The 23,182-nt window shown below is 62.6% G+C and carries 21 protein-coding genes; 12 read left to right on the top strand and 9 right to left on the bottom strand.

Annotation, left to right across the window (positions count from 1 at the left end; genetic code table 11):
- Positions 1-7: 7 nt before the first annotated feature.
- The 6 genes from ATE70_RS20320 (at position 8) to ATE70_RS20305 (ending at position 4,363) form a co-directional block, all read left to right on the top strand.
- Positions 8-919: a phytanoyl-CoA dioxygenase family protein gene (locus ATE70_RS20320; protein WP_037553312.1), complete on the top strand. Its 912-nt coding sequence runs from the start codon at positions 8-10 to the stop codon at positions 917-919.
- Positions 916-1,554, top strand: coding sequence for a GntR family transcriptional regulator (locus ATE70_RS20315; protein WP_052181958.1), 639 nt, complete (start codon positions 916-918; stop codon positions 1,552-1,554). The genes ATE70_RS20320 and ATE70_RS20315 overlap by 4 nt, the downstream gene beginning before the upstream one ends.
- Positions 1,555-1,636: 82 nt before the next feature.
- On the top strand, positions 1,637-1,759 hold the full coding sequence (locus tag ATE70_RS25705; RefSeq protein ID WP_255265930.1) for a hypothetical protein: 123 nt from the start codon (positions 1,637-1,639) through the stop codon (positions 1,757-1,759).
- A gap of 68 nt (positions 1,760-1,827) precedes the next feature.
- Entirely contained in the window at positions 1,828-1,950 is a 123-nt protein-coding gene (locus tag ATE70_RS25710; RefSeq protein WP_255265931.1) for a hypothetical protein, read from the top strand.
- A 56-nt stretch (positions 1,951-2,006) separates the two neighbouring features.
- Entirely contained in the window at positions 2,007-2,666 is a 660-nt protein-coding gene (locus ATE70_RS20310; RefSeq protein ID WP_037553313.1) for a lasso peptide biosynthesis B2 protein, read from the top strand.
- Positions 2,663-4,363 carry an asparagine synthase-related protein gene (locus ATE70_RS20305; protein WP_039579005.1) on the top strand — a complete coding sequence of 567 codons (1,701 nt, stop codon included), beginning with the start codon at positions 2,663-2,665 and terminating at the stop codon, positions 4,361-4,363. Before ATE70_RS20310 ends, ATE70_RS20305 begins: the two co-directional genes overlap by 4 nt.
- Here ATE70_RS20305 and ATE70_RS20300 read toward each other — a convergent pair.
- The 6 genes from ATE70_RS20300 to ATE70_RS20275 all read right to left on the bottom strand — a co-directional run bounded on the left by ATE70_RS20300 (position 4,264) and on the right by ATE70_RS20275 (position 13,811).
- On the bottom strand, positions 4,264-6,237 hold the full coding sequence (locus ATE70_RS20300; RefSeq protein WP_037553315.1) for an Atxe2 family lasso peptide isopeptidase: 1,974 nt from the start codon (positions 6,235-6,237) through the stop codon (positions 4,264-4,266). The genes ATE70_RS20305 and ATE70_RS20300 overlap by 100 nt on opposite strands.
- A complete protein-coding gene (locus ATE70_RS20295) occupies positions 6,231-9,167 on the bottom strand; it encodes a TonB-dependent receptor (RefSeq protein ID WP_052181959.1) in 2,937 nt (978 codons plus the stop codon). Before ATE70_RS20295 ends, ATE70_RS20300 begins: the two co-directional genes overlap by 7 nt.
- 87 nt (positions 9,168-9,254) lie before the next feature.
- Positions 9,255-10,175, bottom strand: a complete 921-nt coding sequence (locus tag ATE70_RS20290; RefSeq protein WP_052181960.1) for a FecR family protein — start codon at positions 10,173-10,175, stop codon at positions 9,255-9,257.
- Entirely contained in the window at positions 10,172-10,816 is a 645-nt protein-coding gene (locus ATE70_RS20285; protein WP_136173115.1) for an RNA polymerase sigma factor, read from the bottom strand. Before ATE70_RS20285 ends, ATE70_RS20290 begins: the two co-directional genes overlap by 4 nt.
- A 206-nt stretch (positions 10,817-11,022) precedes the next feature.
- On the bottom strand, positions 11,023-12,681 hold the full coding sequence (locus ATE70_RS20280; RefSeq protein ID WP_037553316.1) for a hypothetical protein: 1,659 nt from the start codon (positions 12,679-12,681) through the stop codon (positions 11,023-11,025).
- 203 nt (positions 12,682-12,884) lie between these two features.
- Complete coding sequence (locus ATE70_RS20275) at positions 12,885-13,811, bottom strand: lipid kinase (protein WP_052181962.1); 927 nt, start codon at positions 13,809-13,811, stop codon at positions 12,885-12,887.
- Positions 13,812-14,180: 369 nt separating this feature from the next.
- Between ATE70_RS20275 and ATE70_RS20270 the strand changes: the two genes are divergently transcribed.
- Together ATE70_RS20270 and ATE70_RS20265 are read left to right on the top strand one after the other, a co-directional pair.
- The gene (locus ATE70_RS20270) at positions 14,181-14,504 is read left to right on the top strand and encodes a DUF736 domain-containing protein (RefSeq protein ID WP_037553318.1); all 324 of its coding nucleotides are present in this window, start codon (positions 14,181-14,183) and stop codon (positions 14,502-14,504) included.
- A gap of 83 nt (positions 14,505-14,587) precedes the next feature.
- Positions 14,588-15,517 (top strand): HEPN domain-containing protein, encoded by a 930-nt coding sequence (locus tag ATE70_RS20265; protein WP_037553319.1) that lies wholly within the window; start codon positions 14,588-14,590, stop codon positions 15,515-15,517.
- Between the two features lie 6 nt (positions 15,518-15,523).
- Here the strand turns inward: ATE70_RS20265 and ATE70_RS20260 are convergent, their stop codons facing one another.
- Complete coding sequence (locus tag ATE70_RS20260; protein WP_037553321.1) at positions 15,524-15,754, bottom strand: EexN family lipoprotein; 231 nt, start codon at positions 15,752-15,754, stop codon at positions 15,524-15,526.
- 209 nt (positions 15,755-15,963) lie between these two features.
- Between ATE70_RS20260 and ATE70_RS20255 the strand changes: the two genes are divergently transcribed.
- From ATE70_RS20255 to ATE70_RS20240, 4 genes are all read left to right on the top strand, one after another.
- Positions 15,964-17,040: a PIN domain-containing protein gene (locus ATE70_RS20255; RefSeq protein ID WP_037553323.1), complete on the top strand. Its 1,077-nt coding sequence runs from the start codon at positions 15,964-15,966 to the stop codon at positions 17,038-17,040.
- A 193-nt stretch (positions 17,041-17,233) separates the two neighbouring features.
- Complete coding sequence (locus ATE70_RS20250; protein WP_231733420.1) at positions 17,234-18,301, top strand: MarR family transcriptional regulator; 1,068 nt, start codon at positions 17,234-17,236, stop codon at positions 18,299-18,301.
- Entirely contained in the window at positions 18,301-19,209 is a 909-nt protein-coding gene (locus tag ATE70_RS20245; protein ID WP_037553327.1) for a hypothetical protein, read from the top strand. The genes ATE70_RS20250 and ATE70_RS20245 overlap by 1 nt, the downstream gene beginning before the upstream one ends.
- Before the next feature lie 52 nt (positions 19,210-19,261).
- Entirely contained in the window at positions 19,262-19,978 is a 717-nt protein-coding gene (locus tag ATE70_RS20240; RefSeq protein WP_037553328.1) for an SDR family NAD(P)-dependent oxidoreductase, read from the top strand.
- Between the two features lie 10 nt (positions 19,979-19,988).
- On the opposite strand, the gene ATE70_RS20235 is transcribed toward ATE70_RS20240, so the two are convergent.
- Positions 19,989-22,925: a YecA/YgfB family protein gene (locus ATE70_RS20235; RefSeq protein WP_197411522.1), complete on the bottom strand. Its 2,937-nt coding sequence runs from the start codon at positions 22,923-22,925 to the stop codon at positions 19,989-19,991.
- On the bottom strand, positions 22,922-23,146 hold the full coding sequence (locus ATE70_RS25785) for a hypothetical protein (RefSeq protein WP_231732707.1): 225 nt from the start codon (positions 23,144-23,146) through the stop codon (positions 22,922-22,924). The genes ATE70_RS20235 and ATE70_RS25785 overlap by 4 nt, the downstream gene beginning before the upstream one ends.
- Between the last annotated feature and the right edge of the window lie 36 nt (positions 23,147-23,182).

Below are 23,182 nucleotides of genomic sequence, written 5' to 3'. Positions count from 1 at the left end.
CGGGACCATGATTACCGATATCGCTCCAGTCGATAGCCACCAGCCGCCCTCTGCTTCGATGCGGGCGCTCAAGGAAAACGGCTACGCGATCGTTCGCGAAGCCGTTCCCGCCGAGCTGATCGCGGCGATCGATCGCGACCTCGATCCGCGATACGCCGCGACGCCCTTTTGCGAGGGCGGCTTCTATGGGACACGCACCAAGCGCTTCGGCCGCCTGCTCATCCGCTCGCCGCATGTTGGCGCATTGGTCATGAACCCGGCGATCCTCGCCCTCGCCGAGGCCGCGCTCGGCGACTGGTGTGAGCGCATCCAGCTCAATCTCGCCCAAGCGATTGAGCTGCATCCGGGAGCGCTTCCGCAATTCCCGCACCGCGATCAAGATATGTGGCAGGGCACACTCGGTGAGGTCGAATATCTCGTGAATGTGATGTGGCCGCTGACGCCCTTCACCACCGAGAATGGCGCCACGATCATCTGGCCGAAAAGCCATGGGCTCGAGGCGCTCATCGAGGAACCGGCGGAGGAGCCGATCATTGCCGAGACCATGCCGGGCGATGCCATCGTCTTCCTGGGTTCGACGCTCCACGGAGCCGGCGGCAATTGCAGCGCGTCGGTGCGGCGCGGGATCATCATCAGCTACTGCCTTGGCTGGCTGAAACCATATGAGAACCAGTGGCTCGCCTATCCACCCGACGTCGCGAAGGACTTTCCGCCGGAGCTGGCGGCCTTGACCGGCTATGTACAGCATCGCCCAAACCTCGGCAACTTCGAGGGCCAGTGTCCCTCGATCCTGTTCCGCGGCTATCCCCCCGACCCGATCGCAGCCGTTGATGCGCTCCGGCCCGACCAGCAGGCGCTTCTTGCCGACTATATCGGCGACCAAAGATCGGCGGGCGGAGACGGGACGCTCGCGGCATGAGCCCGGGCACCACGATGGAGCGGGTCTATCTGGACCTCAAGGCGCGTATCCTGTCGGGCACCTATCCGCCCGGTACGCGCCTCGAGGCGGCGCAGCTCGCAAAGTCGCTGGCGGCCAGCGCTACCCCCGTTCGCGATGCCCTGTATCGCCTGTCGGGCGAGCGGATCATCGAGAGCTGGCATCAGGAGGGGTTTCGGCAGCCCCTTCTTAATGAGGCGGATTTGGTCGAACTCTATTGGTGGACCGGCGCCCTTCTCTCGCTGGCGTTGAAGGGGAGGACGCCGAGGCCCGATTTGCCAGGCGGACTGATCTCGCTCGCGAATCACCAGGCCTATCCTGAGGGGCTCAATGGCCTCTTCCGGACCATCGCAATCGGCAGCAGCAACGGCGAACTTCGCGCTACCATCATCAATTGTGTCGAGCGAAGCATGACAATCCGCACATTGGAGGTTCGTGTCGATGGGTCTGTGGGCGACGCGCTCACGGCGATGGCGGACGATTACCGGTTCGGTCGATGGAGCGCTTTACGCAGTAAAATCACGCGCTTCCATCGCCGCCGCGCGTCATATGCCGGCCGCGTCGCGGCCGAAATCCGGCGCCGGTCCGAGCCGCTGGATAATATTCGGAGAATATGAGTCGTATTAAATTCCTATACGGCGCGGCCTCCCTAGCTTCGAGAGGGCCGCAATTCCGCGGCAATCATGGAAGGAAGCGATCATGGACCGCGAACTCAATGAGTTGATCGAACTCGGCAGCGTTACCGGCGACACCGCGGGCAGCGAAGACGTCGGCATCGAAACGAACGGCAAGTTCAAGCCGCTCGGACTCAGCCAGGACTGACCAGCGCTCCGGGGACCGGCCCGAGGCCGGCCCCCGGTCGTTTCCTTGTGTCTGAGAAGGGAAGCAACATGGAACGCGATAACGACACGCTCGTCGAACTCGGCTCGGTCTCCGGTGACACCGCCGGCGACTGGGGCCTGTATGTCGAAGCCGGCGGCCGTATGCCGACGCCCGGTCTCGTCCAGGACTGACTGGTGTATCCGGGAGCCGTCCAGCATCGAGCGGCTCCCGGGTCTCGCGCGGCGCCATGACGACCGGCTGGAAACTGGCAACCGGAACGGGCTATTGCGAAGTCGACGGAGATCTCGTCTTCCTCGACCTTGTCCGGGACAAATATTTCGCGCTGCGCGGGCAAGACCGCGCGGCCTTCGAGCGGCTTCGGGCAGGCGAGCCGAACGACAGCGAGGCGATGGGGCGTCTTGTGGCGACAGGATTCCTCGCACGGTCGAGCGAGCCGACGAAGCTCGATCCGGCCTCGCCTCACATTCCGGCCAACGATTTGTCGGCGGTCGCCGACGGACCGACATCGCTCCGCATGGGTTTCGCAGCGTCCCGCGCGCTGCGCTGGGCAAGACGTTCGATGCGGCCAAACCGGATCGCGTCAACGGTGGAAGCCATGCGGAACGCAAAGCTTCGGCTCGGCGTGCCGGGCGCCGAAGCGGCGGTTCGGGGCATCGCTTCATCCTATGCAGCATCGCGCTGGATGGCGCGGACCCCGCCACGATGTTTGATCGACGCGCTAGCGCTCGACCACATCCTCCTGTCGCACGGCCTAGGCGCGCGGCTGGTTTTTGGGGTGCGTCTCAGCCCCTTTGCCGCACATTGCTGGTTACAGAGTCCCGGCGCGGTGTTGACCGGAACCTCGGCCGAGGCCCGCAACTTCACACCAATATTGGCGATCGGATGAAACGCGGCATTCTCGCACTTGTGGGAACCACGTCCGGGGGGCTGGCGCTTGCGGCAGCTGCCGAGCGCCACGCATTGCGATGCGTTCAGAATGCGGGCGCACTGACCGTCTATGCAGGCGCCGGCATTGCTGACCAAGTGATGGAAAGCGGTGCCCTATTGCTCGGGGACATTTATTCGCTTTCGGGCGCTACCTGCCACGCGCCCGGCGACGGCTGGGGAAGCTATCTGGCCTTCACCGTCGACGATGCATCGGTCGAGATCGCGCGCGCCGCGCTCACCGGCATGCCGATCTACTGGACCCGGTTTGAAGACGGCTTTCTGCTTTGGAACGATCTCGAGCTGGTCGCGCCAATGCTTGGCATCGGGTCATTCGATTGGCAGTTCATCGCCGGGACTTTGGCGTACGCCAATCTGCGGACCGAACGGACCGGGCTTGAAGGTGTGAGCGAGCTATTGCCCGGCAGCTGTGCCAAGTTTTTGGCCGAGGAGTCAGCTGTCCAGACTTTGTGGACGCCTTGGAAGGCTGTCTCGCAGCCCGATCTTCGACCAGTCGCTGAACTTGCGCTAGACCTCGAACGTCGGTTCCTTGGGTGCTTGCGAGGCTGGTGTGGGAATCGGAGCGACATCCTGCTCGAGCTGTCGGGCGGACTCGACTCTTCGATCGTCGCGGCAGGCCTGTCATCGGCGCAAGCCAATTTCTCTGCCGTCACTTTCGTTTCGTCCGGTGCCGACGGCGACGAGCGTCCCTACGCGCGCGCCGTCGCGGCGCATTGCGGTGCTGAGCTTCTCGAAATGCCCCACGCGGATACCGGCATCGATCTGGTATCGCTACCGCCTGTCCTTCACGCGCGGCCCTCCGCCTATGGCGTGCTCGGCGGGATCGACGATGCCTTCGAATCGGCGTTCCCCGTTTCCGATGCCGCGATCTTCGGGGGCATCGGTGGGGACAATATCTTCGATTTCGACACGAGCGTCGCGCCGATCCTCGACGCCTTTCGTCATTTCGGGCCGCGGCGCCCTGCATTCGAGACGATGCGCGACGTCGCGCGCGCGGGCGATGCAACGGTCTGGCAGGCCGCTCGCTTGGCGTATCGGGCGGTGCGGGACGGCCCGAGCGGCTGGCGCCGTGAGACCGGCTTCTGCGTCGCGGACCAGGTGCCGGCCTCGCCGCCGGCTCATCCCTGGGATGCGGGCGAGGAGGATGCGCCGCGCGGCAAGCGCAACCATGTGCGCGCGCTTCGGCGCATCCTCGACTTCGTCGACCGGCCGCGCCGCTGGCGGGACCGCGATGTCGTAGCGCCGCTGCTTTCACAGCCGGTGGTAGAATTTTGCCTTACTGTTCCGAGCTGGGCGTGGGTGAGGGGCGGTCGCGACCGCGCGGTTGCCCGCGCCGCATTCGCGTCGCGACTTCCGCCGGAGGTCGTTTGGAGGCGCGGCAAAGGGCGGCTCGATTCCCTCTGTACCGCAAGCTATCTTCGCCAGCGCGGTGCGCTCGCCGACCTCCTGCTCGGCGGGCGGCTGGCGGAACGCGGGCTGCTGGACAAGCCTGCGATCGAGACCTACCTCGCGCACGATCTCGTCGAGGGCGACTTCGCCTATTTCCGGCTGCTCGAAATCGCCGATGTCGAACGTTGGGTGCGGTCGGTAGAAGCCTCGCCCTTGATGGGGCCGAGCAGCCGCCAGCGACGATACTGATCGGCCTTCGCTGGATCGGGGTCGATCTCGCCTTTGAGCCAGAAGCGGAACCAGTCGAGATTGCGCTCATAGGCCGCGAGCTTCTGGCGGGGTTCGACCTTCAGATGCGGGGCGAGGGGGAAGAGGTGGGTCTCGCCGAGACCGTTGGTAGCAAGCTTGCTCATCAGTTCGGCCGACTGGCGCGCTTCGCTCTCGGGAAGTTGCAGCAGCATCGGCGCCGTGATCATATCAATATTGAGCGCGGCCGAAAGCGCCTGCCACTCGGCAGGTTCGGTATCCGGCGGGCCGAGCTTCCAGTTCTGCCGGATATTGCGGGCGAATGTCTCGCGGCCCGGGCGAGCATTGTACCAGTAATACGTGGGTTCGATCTGGACCGAGGCGATCGAAACCGCCTTGAGAAGATCGCTGTGCATGGCAGTCCATACCGCAACCTCGCTTCCGAAGCTGAGACCGCCCATGCCGACGCGGCTGCGATCTATCGTTCCGCGCCGGTCGAGGGTGTCGATCGCGGCCCGCACGGCTTCCATGCCGATCTGGTAGCGATCCTGCGCGATCTCGCCGCCTGGGAGGACGTCGATGCAGAGCGATGCGATGCCGCCCGCGGCAAGCGCGCGCAGAGGCCATTCGTCGCCTGTTCCGCCGCGCAGATATCCATTGCAGCGATAGTAGGTGACGAAGAGCGGCAGCCGCCCGGGGATCTTCGGGCGGATGAGTATGCCCGACGCACGGCTGCCGCTCACCTGCCACGCGATCGTTTCGACAAGGAGCCCGTCGCGGCCAGGAAATGAATTTGGGGAATCGATGATCTTCTTGCGGCCAGAGGCCTCGATCCGGACGAGGCGGGGTGAGACCGACGCGGCCGCCTCGACGCAAAAGATTGCTTTTTCGCCTGCAGCGCAGGGCTTGCTGTCGCTCCGCCCACTCGAGAGCTGTCCTGCCGAGACCGCGATCATCTTGAACTTCGCCGACGCGGGCGTCCACACATGCAGGGTCGTTTGGCCCGATTGGGCGCGGAGTGCGATCAGGACGCGGCCGTCGGCAAGCCCGCTCCGCCATGCGATACGCTCCGCATCGTTCGGGCAGCCGCTCGCCGCGACGCAGACGCCGCGCTGCCGAAGAATGCCGCGGAGGCTTTCGGGGATGTCCGGCCCGGGCGCCGGCTTGAGCAGGGCGCGTTCAGCGTCGTTCGCCGGGCGCTCGCTGGTGCCGGATGCGTCTCGGGCAACGACAGCGCGCGGTGTATCTTCGAGCAGCGGCACGCGGTCGAACCAGTCACCAGAGAAGCGCTGCGTCGAAGGACGTCCATTGATTGAGGCGCCGCGATAGAGGGGTTGGGCAAGATCGACGCGCGCGTCGAACAAGATACCGGTGTCGCGCTCGGCCTCCTCTGCCCGCGCGATCGCATCGCGCGGAGGTCCTTCGCGCGAGATGACGGTACCGTCAGCGGCGATGGCAAAGGCCTCGATTTCGCCTTCGCTTGGCCCGATCTCGTGGAATCCCGACCCGTCGATGGGACTCACCCACAGGCCGATTCGTCCGTCGACAAGGGCACGGACAACGACTGCCTTGCCGTCGGGCATCCATGTGGCTTCGCCGGGCAGGACGCTCCCGGCGTCGTTCCACATCGCGGTGCCGAGTCGTCCGAGCGCGCGGGGAGGGGCGGTGGCGTCCGTGGGCGCTAGATACCAGTCGATATCGATCCGGTTGGTGACGGTGGATGGGCGCTCGACCCGATAGGCGATCCAATTTCCGTCAGGAGAGACCGCGAGCCCCGACAGGTCGGCAATCTCGGCGATTTCGCGCGGGGTCGTCTGGCTGGCCGCGGGCGATGCCGCGGCCAGGAGACAGCCGAGGATCGCGGCTTTGCTCACCATCGGATGGTGGCCTGGAGCGACATCATGCGGCCGAGCGGGCTCGCCTTCTCGGGGTCGTAGCCGAGCGCGGACGACACGCTGCGGTTGTTCACATAGGGCGGATCCTTGTCGAACAGGTTGGTGATTCCAAGGCTGAGCCGCAGGCCCCGCCCTTCCACGCCATCGCCGCCCCCGATGCGCTGCGAGATGCTGAGGTCGAACGTGGTCCAAGAACCGACCCGCTCCATCGGCGTCACGACCTGGTTGAGATAGCCGTCGATGTAGTTGACGAAGGCATTGGCCGAGAAGCCGCCCGTCGCCCAACCGAAGCGACCGCGAAGGCGCCATTTGACCGGCTTGGCATAGGTGCCGACGACATCGACCTGCGGCCCGCCCGGAGTCAGTTGCTGTTTTATCGAGAAGATATGCGTGCCCGCGATGCCGAGGTCGAGCGTTCCGCCCGCGAATGCGGGGGAATAGCCGACATCGAAATCGATCCCGCGCTGGCGTTCGGCGGCGAGGTTGCGGATGCGACCGTCCAGGATCGCGGCGACCTGGCCCGGCGCGATGTTTGCTGCGTTCACGAAGCTGGGACGTGCGAAATATCCCTCTACCAGTGCCAGCGACGGATTGTCGGTGATCAGCCCGCCGAAGCGCGCCCGGTCGACAAGAAAGCGGGTGTAATCCTCGCTCGCCGTCCCGATGCGGTCGCGATAGTCGACGTCATAATAGGTGACCGACGCCTTGAAACCGGCAAGCGACGAGGGGGCGACGTCGATGCCCGCGGTCCAGGTCGTCGCTCTTTCGGGACCTACGTCCGGTGCATAGCCGAACAGGCCGAGTATGTTGGTCGTGCCCGTCGGCGAAGCGGGGTCGGGGACCGCTTCGGTCTGAAACAGCGAAATCGCCTCGCCGATGAGCTCGTCGAAGGCGGGCGCGCGGAAGGATTTTCCGTAGGACCCGCGCAGCGCAATGCCCTGGAACGGTTCCCATCGGACGCCGACCTTGGGATTTTCGCTTCGGCCGACGTCGCTGTATTTCTCGGCGCGCCCGGCCAACGAAATGTCGAGCCTGCGGAAACCCGGCATCCCGTTATCCGGCCCGAAGACCGGCACGAGCAGTTCAGCATAGGCTGCGCGAACCTTCCGCACGCTCGGAATGATGTCGAATGGGTCGGTGAAGGGCGTCGCGAGGCTGAATCCGTTGACGGTGTAATAGTCGAAATTCTCGCGGCGATACTCCGCGCCGATCGCGAGCCGGACCTCGCCGCCGGGCAGGCGGAAGAGCGGGCCGTCACCGCGGAGCGCCGCCGACCAGCTTTCGAAATCATTGACCGACTGGAATGTGCCGCGAATGCTGTCGATGGTGACCGGATTGTTTGCGGTGCCGTTTCCGAAGACGTTGAATGCGGTTGCTCGGTTGGTGTCGGCAAGCGCCGCAGCAAGGCGCGGGCGATTGACGAGATTGGCCTTGTTCGCGATGCCGCGCTGATGGCCATAGGCGCCGCCGACCTGCACGCGCCAGCGGCCAATTTCCTGGTCGAAGCCCGCTGAGGCGGTGAGGCCGCGCGCCCGGCCGCTGTCGATCTGCGGTCCCAAGTCGTTCACGAAGCGATAGGCGACGCTGACCGGCTGGTTCGTGCCGATCGGATCAACGTAGAAAGGATTGGTAACCGGCACCCGCGCGGCCTGGATGAAGTCTCCGGTACTGACGCGGCTGTAGCGGCGCTGCGCCGCGAGCGCGCTTGCGCGAAAGGTCAACGTGTCGGTAAGGTCGAATTCGGCAGCGGCATAAAGGCTGTGAATGCGCGTTCTCGGCAAAATGTCGCTGTTCACGCGACCGTCGTAGCGGTTCTGGACACCTGGAATCAGCTGAGCGGCAGTCAATGCGCGGCCGTCTTGTCCGGCCGGGATGCCAAACCGCTGTCCATTCGCGGCCGTAATCGTCCCGGGCACCGCGAAGTTGGTCCGATAGTCGGGGCCTCCGAAGGCCCGCAGATCCTCGCGCGCGAAATCGCGGGAGGCGCCCGCGAGCGCACCGCGCTGCGAGTATTGGTAAGCAAGCACCAGCCGTGCGCCGCCGAAGTCACGACCAAAGATTTGGCCGAACTGCAACTCGGTCGTATCGCCATCGGCGGTGCCCGCGCGCAGCATTGTCTCGGCTCCCTCGAAGCGACTCCGCATCCGCACGTTCACCACCCCGGCGACCGCGTCGGCGCCGTAGATCGCCGATGCGCCGTCGATCAGCACTTCGATCCGTTCGACCGCGCCTACCGGGATGAGCGAGATGTCGGCGAAGACGCCGCCGATCCCGCCAAGCGCTGGGCGCGCATTGTCGATGAGGACGAGGGTCGACGAGGTCCCGAGGCCGCGCAGGTTGATGCTCGAGCCGAAAGTCGAATCCGAACCCCCGCCGTTCCGGGTCGTGGTCGTCGAGACTGCCTCGTTGGGGCCGCCGCCAAATGCCTGTGGCAGTGATTGGAGCATCTGCTGAACAGTGCCATAGCCGCTCTTTTCGATGGCTTCGCGGTCGATGGTGACGACCGGAGAACCGGTCGGTCCTGCACCGCGAATGCGCGAGCCTGTAACGATGATCGCTTCGCCGTTCGTCTCAGTCGATCCAGTCTCCCCGGCATCGACGTTTCCCGAGCGAAGGACCCATGCGCCTTCGACGAGTTCGATCGTCAGGCCCGTGCCGGTGAGGAGTCGGGAAAGGGCGGCGTCGGGAGAGAGTCGCCCGCGGACACGGTTGCTGCGTCGGCCTTCGAGCAGGCTCGAAGCCGCGATGACCTCGCGGCCGGAAATGTCCGAATATTTGCGAAGTGCGTCGCTAAGGCGCTGACCCTCGATATTGTAGGTCTGCTCGCCCGTCTGCGCACACGCGCTGGGTGCATAGAGTGCGGTCGCCGAGACGCCCGAAGCCAGAACGGCCGCGAAAAATTTCATCGTCATTCATCCCTCCCGTGCGGCCGATTTTGGCCGTCTGAAGGGAAAAAATGACGGGGGCTCCGAACACCCTATGGGTTTTTCTTGGGTGTCCTACTCGGATTTCGCGCCGAGAATCGGTCCGTTCGCACCGAACTCGACCTTGAGATCGAGCGCGGCGCCGAGCTTCAGCGCAAGTTTCCGGGCATCGGTCATGTCGAAGCGTCCCGTCACCTGCAGCGATGCCAGCGCCGGATCGGCCAAGCTGATCTTGACGCCATTCTCGCGGCCAGCGCGGTCGAGGATCGCGCCAAGCGGGAGATTGTCGGCCCACAGTGATTTGGCCGGGGCGTTCGCCTCCTCGCTCTTGATCGTCTGGGGGCCGGTCGACCTGACCTCGGCGCGTTCGCCGGGGCGGAGGCGAAGTGCCTTTCCGCCTTCGAGGCGCCGCACTTCGACCGAGCCTTCGACCAGCGCGATGCGCGGAACATCCGCGCGGAGATCGACCTCGAAGATGGTGCCGAGCGCGCGCGTGACCGAATCTCCGGCCTCGACGAGAAAGGGACGCGACGCGTCGTGTGCGACCTCGAACCTGGCTCGGCCGTCATACAGAATGACGCGGCGTTCGCCGTCCGAGAAGCGCGTCTCGATGCGGGCGCCGTCCATCAGCGTCACGCGCGTCCCGTCGGCGAGCTGGCTCTCGCCTTGCGCCGAATTGGTGGCGATGATCGGCTGATCGCTGTCGCGGCCGACCAGATACCAGGCGAACCCGACCGCGATCACCGCAGCGAGAATTGTGGCAAAAGCCCATCGCCGCCCGCCGGGTTCACGCTCCCGGGCATCGGCCCGAACATCGGCCTCGATCCGGGACGGCGACATCGCCGCAGACCAGTTCCAATTGTCGCGCGCTTCGTCATAGGCCTTGGCGTTGTCCGGCTTGGCCAGCCATTCGTCGAACGCCGCCCGGTGCTGGTCGGCATCGGGGCCCATCATCTTGTCGAGCCAGGCGGTGGCTTCGCTTTCGGCGCGGCTCACTGCTTACCCCGCGCGCGCTTGATGGCGGCAAGGGCTTTGGTCATGTGGCTTTCGACCGTCTTCACGCTGATTCCCTTGATTCGAGCGATCTCGGGATAGCGTAGTCCTTCGAAGCGATGCATCAGGAAAATCTCGCGCGTGAGCGGAGATAGCCTCGAAATGGCTCTTTCTGCCCGGCGAAGGACGTCGCGCGCTTCGAGCGCGGCGTGCGGGTCGCTCGCTCCCTCATGCTCGTCACTGAAACTGTCGTGCTGCGACCGGTGACGGCGCCCGTCGGCGCGACCATATTCGGCGAGGAGCATCCGGGCGCTCTTCACGAGATAGGCTCCGGGGCCTTCGACCAGCGCAGCGAGGCCGCCGCGCGCGCTCGCAAAGCGGCTGAAGACTTCCTGCACAAGGTCGCCGACATCTTGGGTCGGCGCGCGGCTCTTGAAGAAGCGGGTTATTTGGGGGCGGTGTTCGGAGTAGATCGCCTCGATGCGCGCCGATCGGCCGAAGCGCTCCCAATCCTCTGGCGGCAAGGGGTCGCCGCCGGCAATACCCGGTCGCTCGCTGTCCTTGTCCTCGAAGTCCATACCTGCCGCCTTCCCGTTCGGGACGAAGGCGGCAAGCCGGGCGTTGAGAACTTGCTTAGCGAACAAGCGCCGCCGCCTTTAGCCCGAGGGCTTGGACATGCGCAGCGGCCACCCGGCAGGATGGAATAGGAAAACTAAGCTAAGCAGGTTCTCACGCCTGGCACCGTGCGCCTTGCCCGATGCACCTCAAAGCATAGCTTTGCCCCTGTCGCTTGCAAGCCGGCTGTGCGGAGATAGGTCCAGATCGAGTCAAATTCCTGCGGACCGCGAGGCTATTTCGCGCCCTTTAGTTCGTCGTCGAGTGAGCATTCGGTGACCATCCCCGAAAGGTCGGGAAGGGCGGGCAGCCCCGAGGGGCCGGGTCCCGTGTCTGGCTTGAAAGCAGGCATCATGAACGACGGGAAATTGAACTCTGGAGGATTTTCGGCCGCGAGCGTCTTGCCGACCTCGGCGAACGGGTGTTTGAAAAAATGTTGGTTGAGCGCGTCGGCGATACCCTTTTCCTTTCCGGCACGCGCCAACGCAAGAACCGCATCCCCGTCCTTCCAGTCGATCGGCGCCTTGGACCGCTTGGCCTTTTCTTCCTTGAGAAGATAGAGAGCGTCGGCATCGATCGTTCCGCTCGTCCATATCTCGAAGCGATGTTCGGCTTCTCGTAGGGCGGCATGGTTCGCATAGTGCGCACGAAAGATCGGAATCTTTTTGAGCCAGATTTCGACCTCAGCGCGCGACAGTGATCCGCCGGGCTCTTTGCCTTTACATTCGATCGCTGTCACCGCGCTCGACTGCTGGGTGATGGCCTGAACGTCTATGTCCGCGGTCTGGCCGGTCGCAGGATTTCGCGCGGTAACCCCCATATCGATAGAGATAGCGCTTCGCCGGGCGAGGTAGCCGACCACTAACTCGAATAGGATGCCGCGCAGGTTGAGGCTGCGTCCCTCGATGTCGAGCAAATTGTCGAGGAGGTATGTGAGCCGCTCAGGACTGGACGATGCATATTTGGCGGCATTTTTTAGGACTTCGCATAGTGACGCAATCGCCACCCCAACCCGTTTGCCGAACAGATCTTTCGGCGTGGCGAGCATCACGCCCGCGGCATGGCCAGCCTTCATTGCTTCGCCGGTAAATTCTTCCGCGACAATGATCGACAACACCCCGATATTCTTGAGGGTCGCCTTGAGCATCCTCGCCTTGCGGATGAAGAACTGGATTTCGTCGGCGGTAAGCCGCCCCTCAGCGAACACGTCGGCGACAATGAAGCCGGGCTTGCCGCCGGGACCCTGGAGCGGAAGCAGGTAGCTCGGGCCGGCGAAATCGAAGGCGAAGGGGCCGATGGGCTGGAGTTCTTCGTCGCCGCGGATGCGGATCAGATTGTAGCTCGCAAATCCGATCTTCCTCGCCCATTCGCGCATTCCGTCGAGCAGAATCCCCTCTGTGAGGTCGCGGGCCCTTAGTCCGGCAGGCGTGCCGAAAGCCAGCGACGGCGCGAGCTCGAAACATCGGCCGTGGTCGATATTATGTATTTCCTTGATGAACCCTGCGGCGATCAGGCGTTGCGCGACCGTCTCGACCGGCAGCTGTCCGCGCTGCGGGATGACCGTCGCGCCGCTGATCGACGCGAATTGGTCGGCACGGATGAGGCCGCCGCGTGCGATCATGCCATCGACCGATGCAGCGAAGACCGAATTGGTCGCGCGCATGTCGCGAATGAAATTCTGCCAGAAGCGTTCGCTGTTCCGATCCTTGTCGAGATAGAGAAAGGCTTCGCGCTTGGGCAGCATCGGGACTGGAAAGCGGCGTATCGGTTTTGCGACCCGAGCGACGCGCTGGCGCGCTGCCTCTGGGCTCGCTCCGGCAGCGACGAGCGCCTCGACAATCAGCGACGAGCGCGATGGGCCATGCTCTGAAAGATATTGCGCGATGGTGGTCATGGTCGATGTCACACTGCTTAATTTATTAATTTAACTACCCTGTGCCTCCTCGTTTTTCAACCTTCGATATGAACTCAAATTTTTCAAATACTTAACGAGACGATTTTTGGACGTCCGCGCGGCGCGATGTCACAGAGCCATTTCGAACGACTGAAAATCGTCGCCGCACGCTGCAGCCGCAACTGCGCTGGGCCTTCGCTCGGTCAGTGATGGTAGAGCGGGAATTGCCGTGCGGTGGTCGGGCATTCGCACGGGGCGAGCACCGATATCGCTCGAGGCAAGACGCGGAAATGCGCAGGCGTCGCGGTGACGATCTCACCGTCGGTGTTCACCGGCATCGGCCGCCGCGTCTCGATATCGAACTCGACGCATTTGGCGGTGCGCACTTCCTTCCACGCGCCATGCGTGCCGGACCGGAAGGCGCGAAGCATGAGGGCGAGCTTCCAGAGGTTTTTGACCTCGAGACTATAAAGATCGAGCGTGCCGTCGTCGATCGCGGCATTCTCTTCTACGACATTACCTCCCCCGTAGAGACGCCCGTTGCCGATCGCGACCTGATAGGTGCTGACGGTCCTCGACTCGCCCTTCTCCCTGATCCTCGCCCGGAACCGCTGGGCAGCCAGGATGACCCGCAGCGCGGCGACGGCATAGCCGAGGCGGCCGAACCTTTTCTTGATCGCCGGGTCGAGCTTCTGCGCAAGTTCGCTGCTGATCCCGATGCTCGCGACATTGAAGAAGGCATGGCCATTGACCATGCCGACATCGATCCGTCGGCTGTGACTCTCGACAATGACGTCGGCCGCCGCCGCGAAGTCGAGCGGGATCGACAGGGTGCGCGCCAAGTCATTCGCGGTTCCGGCGGGAATGATTCCCAGCGGCAGGCCGCTCTCGATCACCGCGGGCGCGGCGGATGAGATCGAACCGTCGCCGCCGCACACGACAATGATATCGGCGGTCTGATGCAAGCGTGTCACGTCGCGTGCAATTTCGGGCAAGCTCTCGAACGGCTCGACCGTCACCAGAAGGCCGCCGGCAGCGAGGCGCTCGCGAACGGGAACGAGCGCCTGCTCGCCCTGCCGCGCCTTTGCATTGTGCAGCACGAGGGCGCGCGTACCTTTGGGCCACGGCATCGACACGATCCTGTTCAGCAGAGTTACGACCGTCGAGCGCGTGCCTTCAGAAGAACCACGCCCGATAGAGCAGGCCTATATATCGCCGCGACGAGGCCGGGAAGCATCCGTATCGATGCAGCTCCCTTTTCGGCTTCGTCATATCCTTGGCGCGATCGCTCGCCCTGATCGCTCTTCCATTTTCGAAGTTCGACCGGTCCCACCCAAGAGCGCTCCGCCAATCTGGTCGGCGGCGGCGCCCGCGCAAGCGAGGCGTAGCCTCACTCCTCCGCTGCGCTTCGGCCCTTCGGGTGCGCAAGCGCCTCAAGCCGCCGACCCGCCCGGCTGCACGCCCGGGATGGTCCCGGGCAAATCAGCAGGAGTATCGACATGGCGAGCATCGGCATCGTCAGCGGCAGCATCGAGAAGGGCTTTGTGGGCCAGCTCATCACGCTGTCGATCAAGGCACCGATCGAGATACGCCCCAACCGCGGCAAGGCGAGCGATGTGCAGCCCGACTATCGCGTTTGGTCCGATGGCGTCGAGATCGGAGCCGGCTGGATTCGCGTCGCCGAGCAATCGGGGCGTCCCTATGTCTCGCTCTCGCTCGCGACCCCCGAGTTCGGGCCGCGGCGCATCTACGCCAATCTCGGGCGGGCCGCGGGGCAGGATCGCGACGATGTTTTCGCGATCATCTGGACACCCGCCGACTGAGCGGCGGCCATCTTGCGGCATCCTTGCGCATCGGAACAATCTTCCGGGTGCAAGGGTGCCGCCACCTTGTTAGGGTGACCCCAATGCAGAGCAGCCTCGAACATCTTCCCCCGCACAAGCAACGCGAGATCGAGCGCGTCGTCGAGATCATCTTCGAGGAATTCGAGGATGCGCTGGCGCTCGCGACGCAGGACTGGAAGCGCAAGGGCCGGATTTCCAAGATCATCCTCTACGGCAGCTATGCACGGGGTGGGTGGGTCGACGAGCCGCACACGGCGAAGGGCTATCAGTCGGACTATGACCTGCTGATCATCGTCAACGACAAGCGGCTGACCGATCGGGCGGACTATTGGTCGAAGCTCGACGACCGGCTCATTCGTGAGCTGTCGGTAACGAAGCGGCTCCGCACGCCGGTGAATTTCATCGTTCACAGTCTCGACGAGGTGAATGCCGGACTGACGCAGGGTCGCTATTTCTTCATCGACGTCGCTCGTGACGGGATCGCGCTGTACGAGGCCGACGGGAAGGAGCTCGCAGAACCCAAGCCGATGACGCCGCATGCGGCGCTCGAGATGGCGCGCGAGTATTTTGATGAGTGGTATCCTAGCGGAGCGCAGTTTCTTCATCACTATCGAAGCGCTGTCGCTGCAGGTTGGTTGAACAATGCGGCCTTTCAGCTTCATCAGGCGACGGAACGATATTACCACTGCATCTTATTGGTATGCACTTTCCACACGCCGCACATCCATAATCTTGTTTTCCTGCGCACCCAAGCCGAGCGGATCGATGATCGATTGATCGAGGCATGGCCGCGAGAAGTTAAGGCCGACCGGTCGCGGTTCGAAAAGTTGAAGGAAGCGTACATCAAGGCGCGCTATTCGAAGCATTACGCGATCACCGCCGACGAACTGGAATGGCTCGGCGCGCGGGTTCAGCATCTCGCCGGTATCGTCGAGACTATTTGCCGTGACCGCATCGCTGAGCTTGAGACAACAGCGCGTCAGGCAGGTTGAGACCCGCTACTTTTTCCCGCGGAACCGCTCGAATTTGGCCTTTCCCTCGGCAGTCTCGACCGCGACATTGGCATTGCTGCATTCATCGCCGCGCTTGTCGCCCGCCGTGCAGCTTTGGACGACGTCGCGTGCCTCATCGAGATTGGCCTCGAAATATTGAACGCTGCGTGGCTCCGGCGGAGCACATGCTGTCAGGATCGTCAGGCTGGCGATCGCCAGCATCTTGAAAATGATCATCGTCACCTCCGACGATCAACTCTAGCGTCGGCGACCCGGTCCATGCAGTGGCGATTTGAGATTTAGAACCAAATTGAGGCTAGTTCTCCGTCCATCGGCCTATGTGAGCCAGTTTTGCGCCATTCTTAGCTCTCTCTCAAGCGTCGCATTGGGCGGCGAGGCTCAAGGGAACGATTGAGGAAATCCGTCGCAAAAGCTAGTTTGCAACGATGAGCGAACCACCAGCACCGCGCGGACAGCGCCTCGTCACACCATATGCTTTCATCGATACCGAGGCTTTTCGTGCGGCGGGTCTCGACTGGCAATCGCGAACTTGGTCCAGCCTGATCGATCTAGCGTCGAAGAGCACGCTCGAGCCGATCACGACTTCCATCACCACGCGGGAGGTTGAAGCGAGACTTTCGGAAGCGCTGGCGGAGGCGGAAGCAGCAGCGAAGAAGCACGGCGCGATTTTTGGCCAGCTTGGAGAAAGCGGTCCCTTTGGTGATACCGATCCAGCCGATCGGAAGGCACTGCTTCACGCGCGCTTTCGAGAATTCCTAGCGACAGCAAAATTTACCGAAATCCCCGTTGTTGCCGATCACAAAGCGATTTTTGACGATTATTTTGCTGGTGCTGCGCCCTTTGGGGAGGGCAAAAAAAAGAGCGAGTTTCCGGACGCCTTTGTGCTGTCGAGCCTCCTCGCCTGGATCCGGCCCGGTCGACCCAGAATATATGTGGTTGGCAAGGATCCGGACCTGGTGAAATTCTGCGAGGGACGGGACGATCTGATCCAATTGGACTCCGTTGCCCAGCTTCTCTCGCTGGCTCTGGCGTCAGCCCAGTTGGTGAAGCGTCTTGAAGCGCATGTCCGTGGAGACGCGTCCCTGCTCGAAAGGCTGAGGGCACGCCTTAACTCCTATCGTCCGCGCCGTGTCGATATCGAGGTTGAAGATGTCGAGTTCTTCGATCTTGAGATTTCGAGCGTGTTTCTCGTCGACGAATCCGAGGAGGGACAGGATTTTGTCCTTGAGGTCGAAGTCTTGGCTGAGGTCGAAGCCGACGTTCGTGAGACGGGTCATGAGTATGTCATCTCGCGGCGGGGAGAGCCTGATTTGGATATTCGGACTTACCATGCTCGTCCAACTTCCAGCGCGGCTATTTATGTTGAGGTGCTGGTGTCCGAGGACGATAGTGGCGAAGAGCCAGCCTTGGTGACGACCGATTGGGCTATCACATCGGGCGATATCGAGATCAAATTGCCATCTCAGTTCAGCAGGCGTGAAATCACCCTCGAGGCGCGGTGACGCCAAAATCCTTCGTTGACGCCACCGGAGCGTTGCCAGTTTCGACGCTTTCCAGATTTCAGATGAAATTTTTTCCATTTTTTTAATGCAAATTTTCTGCGCAGCAAATATCAAGGTTTTTCCGAATATTCACTTTTAGGGTGATTTTTGCTGGGCACAAAATATGGCCGAATTTGAAAATTCTCAGCGCGAATTGCTCGATGCGCTTTTGGAGGCGCTTTTGGCGCTGCCGCAGTCGCACGCGCAAATCGAGCGATATGAGGTCGAAATCGGGCCTCGCGGCCGCGCCGACGCCCTGATCGGCGCATATATCGGCCGCCAGCCGCTCTTATTGCTTGTCGAAATCAAGGCGCAGCTTTTTCCGCGCGATGTGCGCGAAGCAATCTGGCAGCTTCGGAATAATCAGGCCCATCTCAGCAATTCCGGTGACGACCGGGAAATCATTCCTTTTTTTGTCGCCCGTGCGATCTCGCCGGGCGCTCGAGAGATTTTTCGGGAAGAGCGCGTCGGATATTACGACCTCGGAGGCTCGCTTTATATTCCGGGGAAAAAGGCATTCATATTTCTCGATAAACCGGCTCCGAAAAAAGGGACGAAGAAATTCGATTCCATTTTTCAGGGGCAAAAGGCGCGCGCACTCCATGAAATTTATGAGAGGCGGCAGGACTGGCTGGGCGTGAAGGATCTCGCCGATGCGAGCGGCGTATCGCCCGCTACGGCTTCCGAGACCCTCACGGAACTCGAACGGCGCGAGTGGGTGGATGTGCAGGGGGCGGGTCCGTCGAAACAGCGTCGATTGCGCGCCGCACGGCCCCTTCTCGAAGCTTGGACCAGCTATGCGAGCGATCAGAAGGCGCCGACAGTGCGGCGTTACTATGTCCCGAAAGGGAGTGACGCACTGGCGCTGGCGCTGCGCCTTGATCAGGCGTGCGACGAGGCGAAAGCCGCCTATGCGGTCACCGGCGAGGTAGCCGCTCAAATCTATGCCCCCTATCTTTCTTCCATCTCGCAGCTTCGTTGCCGGATCGAGCCCGGGCAGAAGCTGATCGAGGCGCTGCTCAATCTCGACGCCCGGCCCGTGGCGGAGGGGTGGAATCTCGGTATCATCGAGGCGAAGAGCCGGCGCGATGTCGCGGTCGGCCAACGGATCGATGGCGTCTGCTATGCGCCGCCGCTGCAGGTCTATCTCGACCTGCTCCAGGCGTCCGGCCGTTCCCGTGAATTGGCGATGCACCTCCGTAGCGAATGTCTGGATAAATAATGCCCAAACCACAGACGATCAGCGGCTATGAGGACATGGTCACCGACGCGTGCGAGCGCGTACTGGTCACGCTCCTGCGCGGGCTTGGACCATGGAAGGATTCGGTCTTTCTCGTCGGCGGACTCGCGCCGCGCTATCTCGTGACCGCCAGGCCGCCGAAAGTCCCGAAACATGCGGGCACGGGTGACGTCGATATCGTCGTCGACGTCGGAATCCTCACGACGACCGAAGCCTACAGTACGCTAGAAGAAAATCTAAAGGCGATGAACTTCGAGCGCGCCGAGAATGAAAAGGGTGCGAAGCAATCCTGGCGGTGGCGCGCCGAGATCGAGGACGGCACGACGATGATCCTCGAGTTTCTGGCGGACTCGCCGGAACTTGGAGGCGGCAAGGTAAAGGAACTTCCTTCGGACGGAAATGTCTCGGCGTTGAACATCCCCCACGCTTCCATGGTGTTCGACCATCACGGGACCGTCGAAATCACGGCGGACCTGCTGAACGGTAAGGGCCGTGCCACCGAGGTCGTGCGCTACGCTGATATCGTCACCTTCACCTGTCTCAAGGCCTTTGCTTTCGATCAGAGGTTCGAGCGCAAGGATGCGCACGACCTGATCTACTGCATCGAGAATCTGGAAGGTGGCGTCGGCGCGGCGCAATCCGCATTCGCGGCTGCACTGACCGGTCCGCATGCCGAGGCGATACGCGAGGCTCTTACTCGCATGGCGGCTCGCTTCCGCGATCCCAATCCCGACGAGAGCTATTTGCGCGACGGGCCCGTCGCCGTGGCAAGTTTCGAAGACGACGAAGCCGATGTCTCGGCCGACCCCGATCTGCTGAACGCCCGGATCTTGCGGCAGCGACATGCCGCGGAAATTATGGCCGACTTCCTCAAGGCATTCGAAATCTGATGACGAAGGCTGTGATCGCAGTTTCGTTCCGGCGCATTCCAAGAGCTTGCCCGTGAACAAAGCGATCATAGTCGGCGCGAGTTCAGGGATCGGCCGAGAGCTGGCGATGCTGCTCTCGCATCATGGCTATTCGGTTGGCGTCACCAGTCGGCGCCGCGACCTGCTCGCCAATCTCGCTGGCAATTCTTCCGGTTCGATAATCTACGAGGCGTTCGACGTGGCCGACACGACCGCGATGCAACGCGGACTCGCCGCCCTGATCGAGCGGCTTGGCGGGCTCGACTTGCTGGTGATCAGTGCCGGGGTCGGCCACATAAATGCCGATCTTGTCTGGGAGGCGGAACGCGAGACCATCGCGGTGAATGTCGAAGGTTTCGCGGCCGCGGCCAATATCGGCATGCAGCACTTCATCGCCCAAGGCACGGGGCATCTGGTGGCCATTTCGTCGATCGCGGGATTGCGGGGAAGCGGCGACGCGCCTGCCTACAATGCGTCCAAGGCCTTCGTCTCCAACTATATGGAGGCGCTACGCCAGAACATGGCGCGCCGGGGCCTGCCGATTGCAACGACCGACGTGCGGCCCGGCTTCGTCGACACCGCGATGGCGAAGGGTGACGGACTCTTCTGGGTTGCTTCGCCTGAAAAGGCGGCGAAGCAGATCTACGGCGCCATCCGCGCCCGTAAGTCTCATGCCTATGTCACCAAACGCTGGTGGCTCGTCGCTGGCCTGATGAAACTTCTGCCGAACGCCATCTACGACCGACTCTAGCCGCTCGCGATCATCGCCCGTGGCAGATTTTGTATTTCTTGCCAGAACCGCAGGGACATTTTTCGTTGCGGCCGACCTTTTTCCTCGGCTCAACCTCCCTGGGGGCACCGCGACGCTGATCGAACAGCGCCTGCAAAGGGGCAGGAATCACAACCTGTCGCTGCGGGGGACCGCCTTTGCGCCGAACCTCGCGAATGATGGCCTTCTGCTCCTGGAATGCCGCGCGATGGTTCGGATCCATCGCATCCTCGAACGGCAGCAGCCGCTCGACCTCGTTCGCCGCCGCATCATGGTCGCCGCAGTACGCAAGAACCACCGCATATAGAGCGCGAGCTTCGAGAACGGGCCCCGCGAGGCCCGCGCCTTGCAAGATGGGGAAGATGTTCCGTTCGAAGGCCTCGCGGGCGCTTATGAAGTCGTTCACCCAGACCAGTTCTTCGACAAGATCGAGACCAACCCGGACGAATGACTGGTAGGATTGCGACAGTTCGTAGAATTTCATCGCATGGATGCGTGCGAGAGTAGATCGCTGGCTCTTCCGGCCCAAGGCCTGCGCGAAAAGATCGTGACTGTCTGCCAGATGTTTCAGCCGATCGGTGAGATCTTCGTCTTTGGGAAGAAGCTCCCGAAGTTCGGGGGCGTTCCGTCCTATCACATCGTCGGGCCTGATCCCGAGCTCCCGATAATATTCGCCGATGAGGGCGAGTGCCTCACTTACCGCTGTATCGTTGTCGCCGAGCTTGAAGAGGGCGAGGGCGCGATTGTAGCGAAACACGCGCAGATGTTCGGGCTGGTCGGGAAGTCGATCCGAAACTTCGTCAAGCATGGCCCGGACGCCATCAATGTCGCCAAGCTCGGACAAGAGCAACATCCGCTTCATGCCCCAGGCCATCCACTCCTCGTCGCCGAGCTCGTTCGCCCTCAGCAGCGATTCCATCTCGTCGACCCGCTCCCGGCCGGCCTCATAATCTCCCTCGCGCAGATCATTGAAGACCAGGCCGTCGAGCGCCCACAGCCTTGTCTCGGCATCTCCGTTCGGATCGGCCGCGATCGTCAGCAGATAGGGTTCGATTTCCGGCCAGACCCCGAGTTCGTGGAACAATTCGTCTGTGGCAAACTGCACCAATATTCTCGCCTGACCGAGAAGCCCGAACAGACGGATGAGCAGTCCTAACTTCGCGAGGCTCCAGTTGGTCCGGATCGAGCTTACGATGACCCGCTGCAGCGAGCCCAAGGCTTTCTGCTCGAAGTCCTGACCCTTTGCCGAGACGTCCGCTTTGCCGAGTATCCTCACCGCGTCGTGAATTTTTAGGCCGCTATTCCCGAATAATTCCAGCGCACCCGTTGCGGGAAGCGCGCGCAACCGGGCCGTGGCCGCCTTCGCGTCGATGTCGCATGCGGCTTGAAGCAAGGCACTGGCTTCGTCCCGTGAGAGCGCGACATCGGCGAGGCTCAGGACCGCGATCGTTTCTCTGTCGACCGGCGGCAAGCCTTCGAACGCGCGCCTCAGGATAATCTCTTGAGCCGTCTCGACGATATTGGTCTGCTGCTCGATATCCGTACAAAAGGCCCTAATGTCGCCGCCATATTCGCGCGCCGCGATCGTCGCCGCATTGAGTACATAAAATGGCAGGCCTCCGGTAATTCTGGATAGCCGCTCGCAATCGCCGAAATCGGCACGGCAACCAGCATCTTGAACTGCCGCCGCGATAGTGTCTTCGTCCCAGCCGTTCAGAGTCTCGGCTTGAATATCTAGTCCTGCTTCGAGTTCGGCGATGTGCCGACCCGGTTGGCTCAGCAGGACAAATCGGAGATTGGGGCCCCGTGCTACCAGCGCCTCTATATCGGCCGCGGGAATGCGGTGGCTGTTATCGATGACGACAGCCGCGTGAAGGCCGTCTTCGCCGAGCTTGATGCTCAGCGCGCTCACCATGTCCAATCCGCTCGCGCCCGGCAGAAGAATTTCGCCGAGCTTGTCGTTGGAGCGACCGAACATCTTCGCCGCCACTTCGCGCGCTACCGCTGACGCGAGCGCGGGTCCCGGCGTGTCCCCAACGTCGAGATAGGTGACCGGGAGCGCAGCATGGACCGCGGCCTCGGCCATCCAGGCGGTTTTCCCCGAGCCCGAAAGTCCCGCTATGATGCGGACGGGCTGGTCACTTAGCAGGGCGGGTTCGTCGACCTGGGCGCGGTACACCGGGGGCGGCGCCGGAAGCTGCTGCATCTGGACCACGAGCTGCTCGAACAGGTCCGGCAATTCCTCGCGGGAAAAACTGTGATCCTCGCGCGGAGGCGTGCCAGCGGATGCGAGCATGACCATGGCGGCCAGCTTCCAGGTCAGCGTCTCCGGCCTGAGCAACCCGAATGGCAGCTGCGCCGCGAGATCCGAGCAATATGCAGCCATACCGGCAACATTGTCGGCAGGTCGAGGCAGGCAATTGTCGGAGGGCTCAGGACCGCCTGGCCAATGCAGCTCGACATCGTCAGGCCAGTCATCCGCGGCAATCTTCTTGAGCAGGGCTGGCGACGGAGGCGCATTCGTCGCGATCACGAATCTCGCGTCGCCAGCTCGCAGGCCGTTCTGATGATCCGCACGTATGTCCTCGAAACGCTCTAGTGCTCCTGAAATATCACTGGGATTGAGGACGTCCTGCCGCGTTTTGACCTGCGCATAGATACGGGCGTCCGGAAGCTGGACTTCAATGTCCTCGTCCCGCTCGACGATGATATGTTCGGCTCCCGCCTTTCCCGCGAGGAGAAGGCACGCTGCCGCGAAAAGATGCTGGTAGAGGAAACCCCTGTGTACGGCCTCGATCCGGATGAGTTGGCGCTCGTCGAGAACGAGGAGTTCGTCGACCGGCGGCTGTGGGCGTTCTGCCTCATCCTCCGCGCGGTGATCGGCCGCATTATGACCGGAATTGTCTCCGGGATCTTCTGACGCGGTCATCGTGTCGTGAAGGCTGCGACGACCTTGTTCGTCCCGTCCATGAGCAGGCCGCACTGAATGTCGGCGACCAGGACCGTCGAATTCACCGTGATATCGGTCGGATTGCTGATCGTCGTCTTGCCATAGGGGTAGGTGGCGCGAACGACATTCGGGAGCTTCGGCACGACAACAAAGGCAATCTTGGCTTGGGGTTTGAAGGCTTGCGCTTCGGCGACGCTCATGGGGATGGTCCCGATGACCCCACCCTTGTTGGCGAT

The organism is Sphingopyxis sp. H053 (assembly GCF_001468225.1).
GTDB lineage: Bacteria > Pseudomonadota > Alphaproteobacteria > Sphingomonadales > Sphingomonadaceae > Sphingopyxis.
Note: the sequence above shows the minus strand (reverse complement) of the source record. Positions and strands in the feature narration are given on the sequence as shown.